Source organism: Tahibacter amnicola, from assembly GCF_025398735.1.
GTDB lineage: Bacteria > Pseudomonadota > Gammaproteobacteria > Xanthomonadales > Rhodanobacteraceae > Tahibacter > Tahibacter amnicola.
In genome coordinates, this window is record NZ_CP104694.1 from 6,229,784 (window position 1) to 6,245,114 (window position 15,331).

At 66.1% G+C, this 15,331-nt stretch carries 16 protein-coding genes and 1 pseudogene; 4 read left to right on the forward strand and 13 right to left on the reverse strand.

What is annotated here, in order from left to right:
• Positions 1-8: 8 nt before the first annotated feature.
• From N4264_RS24650 to rpoZ, 5 genes are all read right to left on the reverse strand, one after another.
• Positions 9-932 (reverse strand): nucleoside hydrolase, encoded by a 924-nt coding sequence (locus N4264_RS24650; protein ID WP_261694856.1) that lies wholly within the window; start codon positions 930-932, stop codon positions 9-11.
• A gap of 24 nt (positions 933-956) precedes the next feature.
• Positions 957-3,035 (reverse strand): ATP-dependent DNA helicase RecG, encoded by a 2,079-nt coding sequence (gene recG, locus N4264_RS24655; RefSeq protein ID WP_261694857.1) that lies wholly within the window; start codon positions 3,033-3,035, stop codon positions 957-959.
• A gap of 98 nt (positions 3,036-3,133) precedes the next feature.
• Complete coding sequence (locus tag N4264_RS24660; RefSeq protein ID WP_261694858.1) at positions 3,134-3,517, reverse strand: RidA family protein; 384 nt, start codon at positions 3,515-3,517, stop codon at positions 3,134-3,136.
• Between the two features lie 143 nt (positions 3,518-3,660).
• On the reverse strand, positions 3,661-5,853 hold the full coding sequence (locus tag N4264_RS24665; protein ID WP_425508298.1) for a RelA/SpoT family protein: 2,193 nt from the start codon (positions 5,851-5,853) through the stop codon (positions 3,661-3,663).
• Between the two features lie 27 nt (positions 5,854-5,880).
• On the reverse strand, positions 5,881-6,174 hold the full coding sequence (gene rpoZ, locus N4264_RS24670; protein WP_261694859.1) for a DNA-directed RNA polymerase subunit omega: 294 nt from the start codon (positions 6,172-6,174) through the stop codon (positions 5,881-5,883).
• A gap of 160 nt (positions 6,175-6,334) precedes the next feature.
• Here rpoZ and N4264_RS24675 point away from each other — a divergent pair, with 160 nt between their 5' ends.
• Positions 6,335-7,264: an MlaA family lipoprotein gene (locus N4264_RS24675; RefSeq protein ID WP_343231981.1), complete on the forward strand. Its 930-nt coding sequence runs from the start codon at positions 6,335-6,337 to the stop codon at positions 7,262-7,264.
• Between the two features lie 26 nt (positions 7,265-7,290).
• Here N4264_RS24675 and N4264_RS24680 read toward each other — a convergent pair whose 3' ends face one another.
• The 8 genes from N4264_RS24680 to N4264_RS24715 all read right to left on the reverse strand — a co-directional run bounded on the left by N4264_RS24680 (position 7,291) and on the right by N4264_RS24715 (position 12,682).
• Positions 7,291-7,854, reverse strand: a complete 564-nt coding sequence (locus tag N4264_RS24680; RefSeq protein WP_261694860.1) for a hypothetical protein — start codon at positions 7,852-7,854, stop codon at positions 7,291-7,293.
• Between the two features lie 90 nt (positions 7,855-7,944).
• Positions 7,945-8,274: an STAS domain-containing protein gene (locus tag N4264_RS24685; RefSeq protein ID WP_261694861.1), complete on the reverse strand. Its 330-nt coding sequence runs from the start codon at positions 8,272-8,274 to the stop codon at positions 7,945-7,947.
• On the reverse strand, positions 8,271-8,906 hold the full coding sequence (locus N4264_RS24690) for an MlaC/ttg2D family ABC transporter substrate-binding protein (RefSeq protein WP_261694862.1): 636 nt from the start codon (positions 8,904-8,906) through the stop codon (positions 8,271-8,273). The genes N4264_RS24685 and N4264_RS24690 overlap by 4 nt, the downstream gene beginning before the upstream one ends.
• A gap of 10 nt (positions 8,907-8,916) precedes the next feature.
• A complete protein-coding gene (mlaD, locus tag N4264_RS24695) occupies positions 8,917-9,420 on the reverse strand; it encodes an outer membrane lipid asymmetry maintenance protein MlaD (protein WP_261694863.1) in 504 nt (167 codons plus the stop codon).
• 18 nt (positions 9,421-9,438) lie between these two features.
• Positions 9,439-10,206, reverse strand: coding sequence for a lipid asymmetry maintenance ABC transporter permease subunit MlaE (mlaE, locus tag N4264_RS24700; RefSeq protein WP_261694864.1), 768 nt, complete (start codon positions 10,204-10,206; stop codon positions 9,439-9,441).
• Positions 10,203-11,039, reverse strand: coding sequence for an ABC transporter ATP-binding protein (locus tag N4264_RS24705; protein WP_261694865.1), 837 nt, complete (start codon positions 11,037-11,039; stop codon positions 10,203-10,205). The genes mlaE and N4264_RS24705 overlap by 4 nt, the downstream gene beginning before the upstream one ends.
• Positions 11,040-11,201: 162 nt before the next feature.
• Positions 11,202-11,819 carry a guanylate kinase gene (gmk, locus tag N4264_RS24710; RefSeq protein WP_261694866.1) on the reverse strand — a complete coding sequence of 206 codons (618 nt, stop codon included), beginning with the start codon at positions 11,817-11,819 and terminating at the stop codon, positions 11,202-11,204.
• Positions 11,819-12,682, reverse strand: a complete 864-nt coding sequence (locus tag N4264_RS24715; protein WP_261694867.1) for a YicC/YloC family endoribonuclease — start codon at positions 12,680-12,682, stop codon at positions 11,819-11,821. The genes gmk and N4264_RS24715 overlap by 1 nt, the downstream gene beginning before the upstream one ends.
• Before the next feature lie 70 nt (positions 12,683-12,752).
• On the opposite strand from N4264_RS24715, the gene rph reads away from it, so the two are divergent.
• The 3 genes and pseudogenes from rph to hemW all read left to right on the forward strand — a co-directional run bounded on the left by rph (position 12,753) and on the right by hemW (position 15,327).
• The gene (gene rph, locus N4264_RS24720) at positions 12,753-13,490 is read left to right on the forward strand and encodes a ribonuclease PH (protein ID WP_261694868.1); all 738 of its coding nucleotides are present in this window, start codon (positions 12,753-12,755) and stop codon (positions 13,488-13,490) included.
• A pseudogene (gene rdgB / locus N4264_RS24725) lies at positions 13,487-14,090 on the forward strand (RdgB/HAM1 family non-canonical purine NTP pyrophosphatase). Before rph ends, rdgB begins: the two are co-directional and overlap by 4 nt.
• Before the next feature lie 73 nt (positions 14,091-14,163).
• A complete protein-coding gene (gene hemW / locus N4264_RS24730; protein ID WP_261694869.1) occupies positions 14,164-15,327 on the forward strand; it encodes a radical SAM family heme chaperone HemW in 1,164 nt (387 codons plus the stop codon).
• Positions 15,328-15,331 lie beyond the last annotated feature (4 nt).

Here is a 15,331-nt window from a genome sequence, read left to right on the forward strand (position 1 = left end):
AGGAAAGTTCAGGCGCCGAGCGCCGCGGCGACCAGTTGCTCGAAGCGCGCCTGGTCGACGTCGAGCACGATGCGCGCATTGGCCTTCCGGCCGGACCGGCGCTCCCAGTCGACGATGGTGGCACCGCGGGTATGACTGCCGGTCAGCTCGACGCTGACGTGACGCTCTTCGGCACGCGTGACGCACGCCGGATCCAGCGCGACCGCCATGGCCAGTGCGTCGGCCACCAGCACGCCGGGACGCCCGCGGGCATGGCTGAATTCGCGTGTGCGGCGCGAGATGGCGCCGTAGAAGCGGGCGCGCTGGTCGTCCATCGCCAGCCACTGTTCGAAGCGCTCGAAATCGATCGCATGCCGTACCGTGGCTTCCCAGTCGACGAGGTCGAACTGCGGCCAGCTTTCAAACACGATATGGGCGGCCTCCGGATCGAACCCGATATTGAATTCCGCCGGAACGGAGGTGTTGCCGCGACCGGTCACCGCCCCGCCCATGATCAGCAGACGGGGAATGCGCGTCGGCAGGGTCGGGTCCAGGCGCAAGGCCAGCGCGAGGTTGGTCAGCGGCCCCAGGGCCACCAGGGTGAGCTGGTCGGGCCGCTCGTGACTGAGCCGGAGGATGGCCAGCGCCGCGTGCTCGCGCTCTGCTGTGCGGGTGGCCGGCAGGTAGCCCGTGTCACCAAACCCGTCACGACCATGGACGAACGCCGCGTCGGCCGCCGGCAGCACCAGTGGTACGGGACATCCCGCGTGAACCGGCGTATCGGCGCCGACCAGCTCCGTCAATTTCAGGGCATTGGCAACCGTGTTTGTCAGCCCGACATTGCCCGCGGCGATCGTCAGCGCGGCCACCTTGGCATGCCGGTACGCCATCAGCAGGGCCAGCGCATCGTCTACGCCAGGATCGGTATCGATCAGCAGTGTGGTGTTATCCATTCGGTTCTCGTGAAGTCGTTTCTGTCAGGCGGCCGCGTAGCGTGCGGCAGCGCCGACCCAGCGTGCAACCAGCCGTTCGGCCAGCGGCGGATTCTCCGCCAGCAGCCGCTCGCCGATTTCCTGCACCAGGGGCAGCAGGGCGCTGTCGCGCTGGATGTCGGCAATGCGGAATTCCAGCCGGCCGGTCTGCCGCGTGCCCAGCATCTCGCCGGGGCCCCGCAGTTCGAGGTCCTTCTCGGCAATACGGAAGCCGTCATTGGTTTCGCGCAGCACGTTCAAGCGTGCCTTGGCCATCTGCGACAATGGCGGCTGATACAGCAGCACACAGCTGGAGACCACGCTGCCGCGCCCCACCCGGCCGCGCAGCTGGTGCAGTTGCGCAAGGCCCAGGCGCTCGGCATTTTCGATCACCATCAGGCTGGCGTTGGGGACGTCGACACCGACTTCGATCACCGTCGTGGCCACCAGCACCTTGAGCTCACCGGACTTGAAGGCGTCCATGACGGCCGATTTTTCCTTCGGTTTCATGCGCCCATGGACAAGCCCGACTGGAATACCGGCCAACACATTGCACAATTCTACATGCGCCACTTCCGCGGCCTGCGCCTGCAGTTGCTCGGATTCCTCAATCAGGGTGCAGACCCAGTACGCCTGACGCCCCTCGACGCAGGCGGCGCGAATCCGCGCGATCACCTCGTCACGGCGGGCGTTGGAGATGGCCACGGTCGTGACCGGCGTGCGCCCTGGCGGCAATTCGTCGACCACCGAGACGTCGAGATCCGCGTATGCGGTCATCGCGAGGGTGCGCGGAATCGGCGTGGCCGTCAGTACCAACTGGTGCGGCACGCGGTCGCCCGTGCGGCCCTTGTCGCGCAAGGACAGGCGCTGATGGACGCCGAACCGGTGCTGTTCATCGATGATGACCAACCCCAGCTGGCTGAACGCGACGCCTTCCTGCATCAGCGCATGCGTGCCAATGGTGATGGATGCGCCGCCCGCGACGGCCGCCAGCGCCGCCGCGCGGTTCTTGCCCTGCACCTTGCCGGCCAGCCAGACCACCTCGATGCCCAGCGGTTCCAGCCACGCCCGGAAGTTGCGCAGGTGCTGCTCGGCCAGCAGCTCCGTCGGCGCGACCAGTGCGACCTGGTATCCCGCTTCGACCGCCGTCAGCGCAGCCAGCGCCGCGATCACCGTCTTGCCGGAGCCGACATCGCCCTGCACCAGCCGCAGCATGGGCTCAAGCGCTGCCAGATCGGCCGCCACTTCGGCGCTGACCCGGCGCTGCGCGCCAGTGAGCTGGTACGGAAGCCCTGCCGTGAAGCGCCGGCGCAGACGACCATCGCCCTTGAGCGACGGCGCACTGTGGCGACGCACGTCGCGTCGCAGTTGCTTGAGGCTCAGGTGATGACTGAGCAGTTCTTCGAAGGCCAGCCGCTGCTGGGCCGGATGCGCGCCCAGCGCCAGCCGGCCGACTTCGGCATCCGGCGGCGGGCGATGCACATACAGCAGGGCCTGGCGCAGCGACAACAGGTGCAGATCACGCCGCAGCGCGGACGGGATCAGCTCCAGCTGTTCCTCGCGCGGCAGACGCTCCAGCGCCTTCTGGATCAATCCCGCCAGACGCTTGTATCCAAGGCCTTCGGTCGTCGGATACACGGGAGACAGGTTCTCTTCCACGGCGCCCGGCTCGTCCGACACCAGGCGCTGGTACTGCGGGTGGACGATCTCCAGACTGTTGGCGCCGCGGCGAATCTCGCCGTAGCAGCGCAGCCGCGTGCCGGGCTGAAGCTGATCGACCTGGGCACCACGGAAGTGGAAAAAGCGCAGCACCAGCGTCTGCTGCGAATCGTCTGACAGCGCCACGCGCAGTTGCGGCCGGCCGCGAAAACTGCGTTCGACCGCATCGACCACGCCCTCGACCTGCGCCGCGTCACCCGGCCGCAGGTCGGCGATCGACACTACCCGGGTGCGGTCCTCGTAGCGCAGGGGAAGGTGGAACCACAGGTCCTGCAGGGTGCTGAGCCCGAGCTTCGCCAGGCTCGCGCGCAGGGATGGTCCGACGCCTGGCAGCGCCGACACCGGGACCAGGCCGGGATCTTCCATGAGTGACGTCGTCGGATTCAAAGACAGTCAGGCGAAAAGTTCTTGCGACAGGAACAGCCGCGGACGGAAGCCGGCGGGCGGCTTCCGTCCTGCAGCGGTCAGTCCAGCACAGCGACCAGATCCACTTCCACCTGCGCGCCACGCGGCAGCGACGCTACGCCAACGGTGGCACGTGCCGGGTACGGCGGCTTGAAGTACTCCATCATGACGCCGTTGACGTCACCGAAGTTGCCCAGGTTCGTCAGGTAGATCGTCACGCGTACCACGTCCGAGAACGTGCCCCCGCCGGCATCCACCACCGCCTGGAGGTTGTCGAATACGCGTCGCGCCTGGGTGGCGATATCGCCCGGGACGAGTTCGCCGGTCGCCGGGTCCAGGGGGATCTGGCCGGAAGCGTAGATCGTCTTGTCGACCTTGACGGCCTGGGAATACGGTCCGATCGCCTGGGGTGCGCGATCCGTGACGATGATGGTGCGGGACATGTGGCTCCTTGCTGGTTGGTATTGCGCCCGAACTTCGACGCGACGGTCCGTCGACGACCTGCTCCGGCGGAGCATCCGGCTTCCGCGACGCAGGCCGCGGCGCCGGGCGTCGCGACGTGTGGCGGAAACGTGTTCCTGGCCACTCAGACCGGGTGGCGATAGACGCCGTGCACCACGCCCAGGCGGCGCACCCGACGCATGACGTCAGCCAGGTGCTTGCGGTTCTTCACTTCGATGGTGAACACGATGATGGCGGACATCACGCCGCGATCCTGGTATTCCACATTTTCGATATTGGAATTGCTCTCGGCGATCGCGGCGGCGACGGACGCCAGCACGCCGGGCTTGTTCTGGATGTCCACGCGCAGCTCGACCTTGTAGTCGCCGCTGACGTCGCGGTCCCATTCCATCGCAATGCAGCGCTCGGGCGACTTGCGGAACTCGGTGACGTTCGGGCATTCGAGCCGGTGCACCACCACGCCCTTGCCGGCCGACATGAATCCCATGATGTCGTCGCCCGGCAGCGGGTGGCAGCAGTTGGCGAAAGTCAGCACGCCCCGCTCGGCGCCGGTGATGCGAATGCTCTCGGCCGTGCGCGATACGCGCAGGCGTGCCTTGCCACCCTTCAGGCGCACCAGCTGCGCCGCCACCTGCTCTGCCACGCGATTGCCCAGGGCGATATCGGCGAGCAGTTCTTCCAGGCGCTTGAACTTGTTGTCCGACAGGTACTGGTCGAGCAGGTCCACCGGTACGCTTTCCAGGGCGATACCGGCCTGGTCGAGCGCACGGTCGAGCATGCGATGACCCAGCTCCACGGCGTCCTCGTGCTGCAGGCGCTTCAGGTGATGCCGGATCGCGGTACGTGCCTTCGCCGACACCACCCACTCCAGCCACTGCGGATTCGGTTGCGCCGAGGGCGCCGTGATGACCTCGACCGTCTGGCCGCTCGACAGCCGGGTGCGCAGCGGCGTTAGCTTGCGATCCACGCGCACGGCCACGGCATGGTGACCGACATCCGTGTGCACGGCGTAGGCGAAGTCCAGCGCGGTGGCATTGCGCGGCAGGGCAAGGATGCGGCCCTTGGGCGTGAAGAGGTAGACGTCGTCGGGGAACAGATCGACCTTGACGTTCTCGATGAATTCCAGCGACGAGGCCGTGCGCGCATTGCTGTCGACGAGACCTTCCACCCACTCGCGCGCACGCGAGTGCGCGGCATTGCCGTGGCCCTCGCCGGACTTGTAGGCCCAGTGCGCCGCAACGCCGCGCTCGGCGACCGAGTCCATCTCCTCGGTGCGGATCTGGATCTCGATCGGCGCACCAAAGGGGCCGAATACGACGGTGTGCAGGGACTGGTAGCCGTTGGCCTTGGGAATGGCGATGAAATCGCGGAAACGCGCATCCAGCGGCTTGTACAGGCCGTGTACCGCACCCAGCGCGTGATAGCAGCGCATCACGCTGTCAGTGACTACGCGAAAACCGTAGACGTCCATCACCTGCACGAATGATTTGTGCTCATTCAGCATTTTTGTATAAATACTGAAAGGCGACTTGATGCGACTGACCACACGCGCAATGATGCCCTCGGCCGCCAGGCGCGCGCGCAGGGCGGCCTCGATCTTGGCCATCGCCTCGCGCCGGTTGCCCAGCGCGCTCTTGATCCGCGTCTCGATCACACGATGGCGATCGGGATACATCGCGCGGAAGCCCAGTTCCTGCAGCTCGCCCTTGAACCGATTCATGCCCAGGCGCTGGGCGATCGGGGCGTAGATCTCCAGCGTCTCGCGGGCAATGCGGCGACGCGCCGACGGTTCCATCGCCCCCAGCGTGCGCATGTTGTGCAGGCGGTCCGCCAGCTTGATCAGGATGACGCGCAGATCGCGCGCCATCGCCAGGAGCATCTTGCGGAAACTCTCGGCAGCCGCTTCCTGGCGGCTCTTGAAGTGCAGCTTGTCGAGCTTGGTGACGCCGTCGACGAGTTCGGCCACGGCCTCGCCGAATTCCGCCGCCAGCTCGGCGCGGGTGAGCGGGGTGTCTTCCAGGGTGTCGTGCAGGATGGCCGCGATGATGGTTTCGTGGTCCAGCCCCAGCTCGGCCATGATGGAGGCCACAGCCACCGGATGGGTGATGTACGGCTCGCCGCTCTTGCGCTTCTGTTCGCGGTGGGCGTGGGCGCCCACTTCATAGGCACGGCGCACCAGCACGACCTGCGCAGGCGTCAGGTAGCCGAGCAGCTTTTCTTCCAGCGCGCGGACGTAGGCGGGAGGATCGCTTACGGTCGGCGCCTGCTGCGAAATCAGGGCCGTCTCCACTGGGTGCTCCGCCGAGTGACCAGGCACGCTGCCGCGTGTACCCGGTCGAGACACTTAGAGGTCGTCGCCGCCGCCCTTGAGATCGTCGTCAACTTCAGCCGCAGCCCATTCCAACGCTTCGCGTTCGGCGCGTTCGCGTTCGAGCTTCTCGACCTGTTCGATCAGGGCATTGTCGACTTTGCCATCCGCGATCTCGCGCAGGGCGAGCACGGTGGGCTTGTCGTTTTCCGCCGGCACCAGAGGGTCGGAACCCTTGGCCAGCTGGCGGGCGCGCTTGGTAGCCATCAGCACCAGCTCGAAGCGGTTGTCGACCACTTCAAGGCAGTCTTCTACGGTAACTCGGGCCATGTGAACCTCAAAAACAAAAAAGAATCAGATGCTTGGATGGGGCCCATTGTAGCCGCCGGATTTCCCATGGCGCAAACTGGCTTATACGAAGTTCAGTTGGCCGGTGTATCCTTCGCGGTTCGCGTGCCCGCATGACCTTGAATTCCTTAGAGAGGTCGTCATGTCCGCCCGCTGCCCCACGTCGCAGGAAGCTGTCTGCATGTCGCCCGAATCGCGCTGGAAGTCGTATCGAACGCTGGCATTGGCTGCCGCCATGGTGGTCCTGGCCGGTTGCACGATCGCCAGGCCGCGAACCGACGACCCGTGGGAGAAATGGAACCGGAAAGCCTACGCTTTCAACGACTTCGCCGATCGCACCGTGATCCGGCGCGTGGCCGTGGGCTACCGCAAGGTCACCACCCCGAATATGCGGCGCGTGGTCACCAATTTTTTCACCAATGTGCGCACACCGGTCACCATGGCCAACAACCTGCTGCAGGGCGAGCCTCGCGCCTTCGTCCGCAGCACGGGCCGGTTCCTGATCAACACCACGATCGGCCTGGTCGGATTCTTCGATCCGGCCAGCCAGATGGGGATCAAGCTGCAGGAGCAGGATTTCGGCACCACGCTGGCCAAATGGGGCGTGCCGGATGGTCCGTACCTGGTGGTACCGCTTCTCGGCTCCACCACGGCCCGCGACGTTTTCCGCTTCCCGGTCGACCGCCTGGCCGATCCGCTGGCCATGTATGCGCGCCACCAGTCGGGCCTGCGCTACCACGCCGAATACATGCCGACCTGGCTGTTCCTGGTATCGCTGCGTTCGCGCGGCATCGATGCCGAAAGCCTGCTGGAAGGCGTCTACGACCCCTATGTGTTCTTCCGCGATGCCTATCGCCAGCAGCGCATCTACCAGATCTACGACGGCAATCCGCCGGTCGACGTGATCGAGCAGCTGCAGGGCGTGGACGGGGATTTCGATCCCGAGGAACTACTCGAGGAACAGCGGCAGTTCCAGCAGAACGGCGGCGGACAGTCGGCCACGCACGAGTCGACCAGCTCGGTTGACACCACGACATCCGACGACGCCGCGACGCCCCGCACGGGCGGCTGATTACCGTCGGATTCGCCGTCCGGCAATTACGGACGGATCCGCTTCAGCTTGCCGCCTTTGCCGTAGAACAGATAGGACGCGAGCGCCGGTTCCGATGCCAGCGCGCCCCGGATCCTGAACGGAAAACCCGAGGCCTCCGCCAGAATTGGCTGCGCGGCCAGCATGGCGCGAAGCTGGCCCATCGGCCATTGGGCATTGAGCAGCTTCCGGATCCGCCCGAGTGCCGCCACGTCCCCGGCCGGAACCCCATCGACGTAGATGGGCGCGCGCATCGGCAGCGGGCTGGCCGCTTTTTCGGGCGGCAGTGCAAAACCACCCTGCTGCCAGGTGGCGAAATCCGGCGAGACAAGGCGGAAGTCCTCGACCATGAGACTGCCCAGATCGACGCTGTGCACGGGCGCGCCGGCGCGTGCTTCGAGCAGGTACGCCCTGTCGCCCTCCTGTCCAATCATGAGGTATTGCGGCAGCGACGCCTGGATCCCGTAGGTCGTGTTGCGCTCCTGGAGGTCGGCACCCACGTACAGCACCGTGGCGTCGTCCGCCAGCCAGACGCTGCCTTGCTGATCGGCCAGCCATTGCTGATAGGCCATGTCGGCACCGAGGATCAGGGGCGCGACCAATGACATGGAATCACTCGCGGATGGCACACCGCGCAAAGAGTACCTCCAGCGCCGGCATGTTCACACCGGGGAGGCGTCCTCGCCGGCCTGCAGGCCGAGCAGGGCATCAACTTCGCACAGCTGCGCCAGCGCGAGAAGGCTGGCGGGTGCGTGCCGGATCGGCAGCTCGGTCCCCTGTCGGCGAGCCTGGCGCACCAGCGACAGGACGACTCCCAGGCCGGCACTGTCGGCAACGGTGACCTTGGCCAGATCCAGGGAGCGGGCCTCTCCCCGCGCCAACGGTGCCCGCGCCTCTGCCAGCGCCCGTGCCGCGGTGGCGAACACCAGTGCCCCGGTGACGGCGAGCACGCCGTCCCGGACACCGACCTGGCAAGTCACCGGGGCGCTCACGACTTGGTGTTTTCCAGGCTTTCCAGCGCCTTGGAGCCCTGCGTCTCCAACCGCGCGATGAGAGCATCAAGACCGGATTTCTGAATCTCGGCCGCGACCTGGTTGCGATAGTTCGAGACGTAGGAAATCCCCTCGATCACGACGTCGTAGGCCTTCCACTCGCCTTCCCTGGTCTTGTGGAAGACGTAGTCGACCGGGACTCGCTTGCCGTCATCGAGAATGACTTCGGTACGCACCAGCGAACGCTTGTCGTTGAGCTCGCCCTTGTAGGGCGTGATGTTGATGCGACCACGGGTGTAATTGAGCAGACCCTCGGCGTAGCGGTGGGCGATCGAGTCATAGAACGCCTTGGCAAAGCGCGCGCGCTGCTGCGGCGTGGCGGCCCTGGCGTTCTGGCCGAGCACCAGGATGGAGGCGTAGTCGATATCAAAATGCGGCAGCACGATCTGGTCGATCAGCTTGATGAGCTTGTCGCGGTCGTTGCGCAGCTCGTCCTTGCGGCCTTCCAGGGCGCTTCCGAGGTCATCGGCAATACCCTGCACGACAGCATTCGGTTCGGCCGGCGCGGCCTGCACAGTGCCGACGGCCGCAAACAACGACGCAGCAAAAGCGAAAATGAGAGAACGCATCATCATCCACTCCTTAATTCGTACCGGATGCCTTGGCATCGTCTTTTTCGTTCTTGCCCGGCGAATTGCCACCCACCAGGTACTTGCCGATCAGCTCTTCCAGCTGCATGGAACTCTGGGTCAGCACGACTTCGTCACCGTCCTTGAACATCTCCGGCGAACCGCCCGGCTGCAGGGCAACGTACTGATCGCCCAATAAACCACTGGTGAACACAGCGGCGGCCGAATCGTCCGGTAGCTGGCTGAAGCGCTTGTCGATAGCCAGCGTCACCAGGGCTTCCAGGCGATCAGGCTCCAGCTCGATCGTCTGCACGCTGCCGATGCGCACGCCAGCCACCTTCACGGGCGCGCGAAGCTTGAGCTGGCCGATATTGGTGAAGCGCGCCTTCAGGGCGTAGGTCGGCCCCTGGCGATAATTGGCCAGGCTCGTGGTCTGGGTCGCCAGGTAGCCAAGCGCGGCAAAGCCCAGCAGGATGAAAAGGCCAGTGCCGATTTCGAAGGAACGTCGTTGGGTCATGGCGCTACGGTCGTCGCCTCACATCAGGAATGCGGTCATCAGGAAGTCGATCGCGAGCGTGGCGATCGCGGAATACACCACGGTGCGGGTGGTCGCGTAGGCCACGCCTTCGCTGGTCGGCGCGGTCGTGTAGCCCTGGAACGCGGCCAGCAATGTCACCACGCCGCCGAAGACCAGGCTCTTCCACACGCCGTTGATCACGTCAGTCCACACGTCGACGCTGTCGGTCATGTTGGACCAGAACGTGCCGTTATCCAGTCCGAGCCAGCTCACGCCAACCACATGCGCACCAAGGATGCCCATCAGGTTGAAGATGCAGGCCAGCAGCGGCATCGCCAGGATGCCCGCGAGGAAACGTGGCGTGACGACATATGCCAGCGGATCGACCGCCATCATCTCCATCGCCGACAGCTGGTCGGTGGCACGCATCAGGCCGATTTCGGCGGTGATCGACGTGCCCGCCCGACCGGCAAACAGCAGGGCCGTCACCACCGGGCCCAACTCGCGATACAGCGACAATGACACGACGCTGCCCAGGGCCGCGGTACCACCGAACTTGCTCAGTACATAGTAGAGCTGCAGGCCCAGCACCATGCCGACGAAGAGGCCGCAGGTGGCGATGATCACCAGGCTCATCGCACCAATGAAATAGACCTGCCGTACCGTTTCGCGCAGGTAGCGCAGGCTGCGGGGAACGGCTGAGAGTACCGACAGCAGAAACAGCCCGATCGCGCCGATTTCCGCCAATCCGCTACCGAACACGCCATTGCTTCGCGGTGTCGTCATGGCGAACCCTGCTTGAAACCCAGATCCGCGGCGTAGTCGCGCGCCGGATAGTGGAACGGTACCGGACCATCGGCCTCGCCGCCGAAAAACTGGCGTGTCCAGTCCGTGTCGCCGCGGCGCAGGGTCTCCGGGTCGCCGTGCGCGGCAATCTTGCCGGCGGCGATGAGGTAGATGTGATCGGCGATGCGGCTGACGGCCGACAGTTCGTGCGCCACGACGATGCTGGTCAGGCCCAGCGTCTGATTGAGCGTACGGATAAGCTTGAGCACCTGGTTGAGCGCGATCGGATCCAGTCCGACGAAGGGTTCGTCGTAGATCAGGAGCATCGGGTCGCGCACGATTGCGCGCGCCAGCGCCACGCGTCGGGCCATGCCGCCGGACAGCTCGGCCGGCATCAACTCTGCCGCACCACGCAAGCCGACCGCCTGCAGCTTGGTGAGCACGATCATGCGGATCAGTTCTTCGGGAAGGCGCGCATGCTGACGCAGCGGAAACGCGACGTTCTCGAAGACGCTGAAATCGGTCAACAGCGCGGAGTTCTGGAAGAGATAGCCGATGCGTTCGCGCAGGGCAAACAGCCCCTCGCGATCGAGCGTCAGCACATTCTGGCCGTCGACGCGGATCTCGCCCGTGTCTGGCCGCAGCTGCCCGGTGATGTGGCGCAGCAGCGTCGTCTTGCCCGTGCCGCTGGGGCCCATGACGGCCGTGATGCGGCCGCGCGGGATGTCCAGGTCGACACCGTCGAAAATCGTCTTGTTGCCCAGCCGCGTTTTCAGTCCGCGAATGCGGACCAGCGCCGGATCCTGCGCAGGTGAAGTGACGGTTTCAGTCATCGAAATGGCGAAGGCACGTGGTTTCCCTTCCGGCGCGCCGGTCAGGCAGAGGGGCGCCGCTCGAAATCGGAACCCGCACCGAGCTGGCAAGGTACTGCCATCGGCCGGGGCACGGCGCGGCGTACCTTACGCCATGCGCGTTCCCGGCGAAAGCCGGCGAATTCAGGCGTCCTTAAGCAAATCGCCCATCAGCACGGCGTGCCGCTTTAGCTGGTTTGCCGACTTCAGTCGCTGCGCCGCGACCACGGCACGCATCTCTGCAAGGGCGTCTTCGAAGCGGTCGTTGATGACGAGGTAGTCGAACTCGTGGGCGTGCGCCATGTCGTTGCGCGAATCGTCCAGGCGGCGGCGGATCACTGCCTCGCTGTCGGAGGCGCGGGCACGCAGGCGCCGTTCCAGTTCCTGGCGCGACGGCGGCAGGATGAAAATGCTGACCGAATCCTGCACCTGGGCACGCACCTGCCGGGCGCCTTGCCAGTCGATCTCCAGCAGGACGTCGCGTCCGGCGGCCAGCGCCTGCATCACCGGCGCGCGCGCCGTGCCCTTGAGATCTCCGTGCACCACGGCGTGCTCGAAAAACTCGCCGCGTTCGATCATCAGCTCGAACACGCCGCGCGAGACGAAGTGATAGTGCACCCCGTCCACCTCGGCCGGGCGCGGCGGTCGCGACGTATAGGACACCGACAGAGCGATATCACGCTCGCGCTCGATCAGCGCCTTGACCAGGCTGGTCTTCCCCGCGCCCGACGGCGCCGCAACGATGAACAGGGTGCCGGACATTATTCGATATTCTGCACTTGTTCACGCATCTGCTCGATCAGCACCTTGAGCTCGACCGCCGCCTGCGTGGTGCGCTGGTCGACCGATTTCGAACCCAGCGTGTTCGCCTCGCGATTGAATTCCTGCATGAGGAAATCCAGACGCCGGCCGTTGGCGTCGGCCAGCTTGAGGATACGTCGCGTCTCGGCCAGGTGCGCGGTGAGCCGGTCCAGTTCCTCGTCCACGTCGATACGCGACAGCTGCAGCACCAGTTCCTGTTCCAGCCGCGCCGGATCCGCCGTCTGGCGGAAGTCGGCCAGGCGTGTTTCCAGCTTTGCCCGCAGCGCCGCGCGGATGTCCGGCAGCCACTGGCGCACCTGCGCCACCGTGGCGGCAATGCCGTCCAGGCGTTCGGTGATGAAACCACACAGGCGCTCGCCCTCACGCTGGCGGGTGGCGACCAGGTCGTCCAGCGCCCGGTCCAGCACGGCGAATGCGGCGGTGTGGATCTCGCCCTGGTCGATCTCGGGCTTGACCAGAACGCCGTCCACGGCGAGAAGGCCCACGAAATCGGTGGACATCGCCGGAAAGCGTGCGCCCAGCCGCTGCGCGGCCTGTTCGAGCTGGGCCAGGAGCGGCTCGTTGAACTCCAGCCGCCCGATCGCCGCACCCTGCGACCGCAGCCGCAGACCGACGTCCACCTTGCCGCGGGTGAGGCGGGCCGCGACCCGTTCGCGTAGCTGCGGCTCAATCGAGCGCAGTTCCTCGGGCAGGCGCGGGCTGAGTTCCAGGTACCGGTGGTTGACCGATCGCACCTCGCAGGACAACAGCCCGAGCGGCGTCGTGCTCTCGGCACTGGCATAGGCGGTCATGCTGCGGATCATGGCGGTCCCGGACGGGAAAAAGGGCCGCAATGGTAAACTCCGCCGCCCCAATCCCCAAGCTCCCCTGCCGATGACCGCCTTTCAGCGCCCTTCCGGGCGCGCCCCTGATCAGCTGCGCCCCGTTCTCCTGGAACGCCATTACACCCGCCACGCCGAGGGCTCGGTCCTCGTCGCCTTCGGCGATACCCGTGTGCTGTGCAACGCCACGGTGGAAGAAAAAGTCCCGCCGTTCCTGCGCGGCAAGGGCGAAGGCTGGGTCACTGCCGAGTACGGCATGCTGCCGCGCGCCACCAAGGAGCGCACCCAGCGCGAAGCCGCGCGCGGCGGTCAGGGCGGCCGCACCATGGAAATCCAGCGGCTGATCGGCCGCAGCCTGCGCGCCTGCGTCGACCGCGCCGCACTCGGCGAGCGCACGATCACCCTCGACTGCGACGTGCTGCAGGCGGACGGCGGCACCCGCACCGCGGCCATTACCGGCGCGTACGTGGCGATGGTCGACGCCGTCAATCGCCTGAAACAGCAGCGCCTGATCAAGAAAGACCCGGTCATCGGCGCGATAGCCGCCGTCTCGGTAGGCGTGTTCCGCGGCGTGCCGGTGCTGGACCTGGACTACGCCGAGGACGCGGCGGCCGATACCGACATGAACGTCGTCATGAACGATGGCGGCGGATTCATCGAGTTGCAGGGCACTGCCGAGGGCCATGCCTTCCGTCGCGACGAACTGGATGCCCTGCTGGCCCTGGCCGGCAAGGGCGTGGCGGAACTGGTGCAACTGCAGCGCCAGGCCCTGGCCCACGTCACCGGATGAACCGGCGCATCGTCCTGGCCAGCGGCAACAGAGGGCAAGCTGGCCGAGATGGCCAGCCTGCTGGCGGACTTGTCGATCGAACTGGTCCCGCAATCCGCCCTTGGCATCGACGACGCGGTGGAAACCGGGTTGAGCTTCGTCGAGAACGCCATTCTCAAGGCGCGCCACGCGGCACGCCTGTCCGGCCTGCCCGCCCTGGCCGACGATTCGGGCCTGTGCGTCACTGCCCTGGGCGGGGCGCCGGGCCTGTATTCGGCCCGCTATGCCGGCCAGCATGGCGACAATGCGGCCAACAACGCCAAGCTCCTGGCGGCACTGGACGGCGTCGCCGAAGCCGGCCGCAGCGCCTGGTTTCATTGCACCCTCGCCCTGCTGCGCCACGCGCAAGACCCTGCACCCGTGATCGCCGAAGGGCGTTGGCACGGCCGCGTGCTGACCGCCCCCCGCGGCAGCGGCGGCTTTGGCTACGACCCGGTGTTTTTCGACCCGGTGCGCAACGCCAGTGCCGCCGAGCTTGATCCCGTGGGGAAAAACCACGCCAGTCATCGCGGCCAGGCCATGCGGCGCCTGCGCCAGGCACTCGAAGACGGCGCGCTCTGACGCGCCCGGCCGGTCCGCCGTGTCCGGAAACACCGGACTCCCCGTGGCCGGCCACACTGCCTAGAATAGCCCCATGATGATGACCGCGCCGCCGCTGGCACTGTACGTCCATATCCCGTGGTGCGTGCGCAAATGCCCCTATTGCGATTTCAATTCGCATACCGCGCCCGAAGGTCTTCCGCAGCGCGAATACGTCGATGCGCTCATGGCAGACCTCGACCAGGACCTGGCCGACTACGCCGGCGCGCTGACCGGCCGCCCGATTGTCAGTGTCTTTTTCGGCGGCGGCACGCCCAGCCTTTTCGCGCCCGACCAGATCGGCGCGATCCTCGAACAGGCGAGCCGGCGCATTCCGCTGGTAAGCAACGCCGAAATCACGCTCGAGACCAATCCCGGCACCGTGGAACACGGGGTGTTCGCCGACTACCGCGCCGCAGGCGTCAATCGCCTGAGCTTCGGCGTGCAGAGTTTTGACGACGACAAGCTGGTTCGCCTGGGTCGCATCCATGGTGCCAGCGAAGCACGGCGTGCAGTCGAGAAAGCACAGGCCGACGGTTTTTCCAATATCAATCTCGACCTGATGTACGCCCTGCCGGAACAAACCCTGGCCGGTGCGTTGACGGATATCGACCAGGCCGTCGCGCTGTCGCCCTCGCACATCTCGCACTACCAGCTCACGCTCGAACCTAACACCCGTTTTGCGGCCAACCCGCCGCCGCTGCCGGATGACGAGCTCGCCTGGGATATGCAGGAGGCCTGTCAGGATCGGCTGGCCAAGGCCGGCTATCTGCACTATGAAACCTCGGCCTATGCGCGGGCGCACCAGCAGAGCGTTCACAATCTCAACTATTGGCAATTCGGCGACTACCTGGGCATCGGTGCCGGCGCCCACGGCAAGATCAGCCATCCGCAGACCGGTCAGATCCGGCGGCGATGGAAAGTGCGGGCACCCCGGGGGTACCTGGCGCATGCGGCGACCGCGCGACGGATCGGAGGAGACACGCCCGTCGCTCCGGACCAGATCGCCTTCGAGTTCATGCTCAACGCCCTGCGGCTGGACCAGGGATTCCCCCTGGACCTGTTCGAGCAGCGGTCCGGCCTCGCGCGCAAGGACATCGACCAGGCACTGTTCGCCGCAACGGCCCGCGGTTGGCTCGACGTCGACGGCAGCCAGGTGCGCCCCACCAGCTCCGGCCAGCGTTTCCTCAACGATGTGATCGGACTGTTCCTGCCCTAGCAGG

Coding starts and splice junctions, on each gene's coding strand:
- N4264_RS24650 (WP_261694856.1), bottom strand. CDS start 932: ATGGATAACACCACACTGCTGATCGATACCGATCCTGGCGTAGACGAT.
- recG (WP_261694857.1), bottom strand. CDS start 3,035: ATGGAAGATCCCGGCCTGGTCCCGGTGTCGGCGCTGCCAGGCGTCGGA.
- N4264_RS24660 (WP_261694858.1), bottom strand. CDS start 3,517: ATGTCCCGCACCATCATCGTCACGGATCGCGCACCCCAGGCGATCGGA.
- rpoZ (WP_261694859.1), bottom strand. CDS start 6,174: ATGGCCCGAGTTACCGTAGAAGACTGCCTTGAAGTGGTCGACAACCGC.
- N4264_RS24675 (WP_343231981.1), top strand. CDS start 6,335: ATGTCCGCCCGCTGCCCCACGTCGCAGGAAGCTGTCTGCATGTCGCCC.
- N4264_RS24680 (WP_261694860.1), bottom strand. CDS start 7,854: ATGGCCTATCAGCAATGGCTGGCCGATCAGCAAGGCAGCGTCTGGCTG.
- N4264_RS24690 (WP_261694862.1), bottom strand. CDS start 8,906: ATGATGCGTTCTCTCATTTTCGCTTTTGCTGCGTCGTTGTTTGCGGCC.
- mlaD (WP_261694863.1), bottom strand. CDS start 9,420: ATGACCCAACGACGTTCCTTCGAAATCGGCACTGGCCTTTTCATCCTG.
- mlaE (WP_261694864.1), bottom strand. CDS start 10,206: ATGACGACACCGCGAAGCAATGGCGTGTTCGGTAGCGGATTGGCGGAA.
- N4264_RS24705 (WP_261694865.1), bottom strand. CDS start 11,039: ATGACTGAAACCGTCACTTCACCTGCGCAGGATCCGGCGCTGGTCCGC.
- gmk (WP_261694866.1), bottom strand. CDS start 11,819: ATGTCCGGCACCCTGTTCATCGTTGCGGCGCCGTCGGGCGCGGGGAAG.
- N4264_RS24715 (WP_261694867.1), bottom strand. CDS start 12,682: ATGATCCGCAGCATGACCGCCTATGCCAGTGCCGAGAGCACGACGCCG.
- rph (WP_261694868.1), top strand. CDS start 12,753: ATGACCGCCTTTCAGCGCCCTTCCGGGCGCGCCCCTGATCAGCTGCGC.
- hemW (WP_261694869.1), top strand. CDS start 14,164: ATGATGATGACCGCGCCGCCGCTGGCACTGTACGTCCATATCCCGTGG.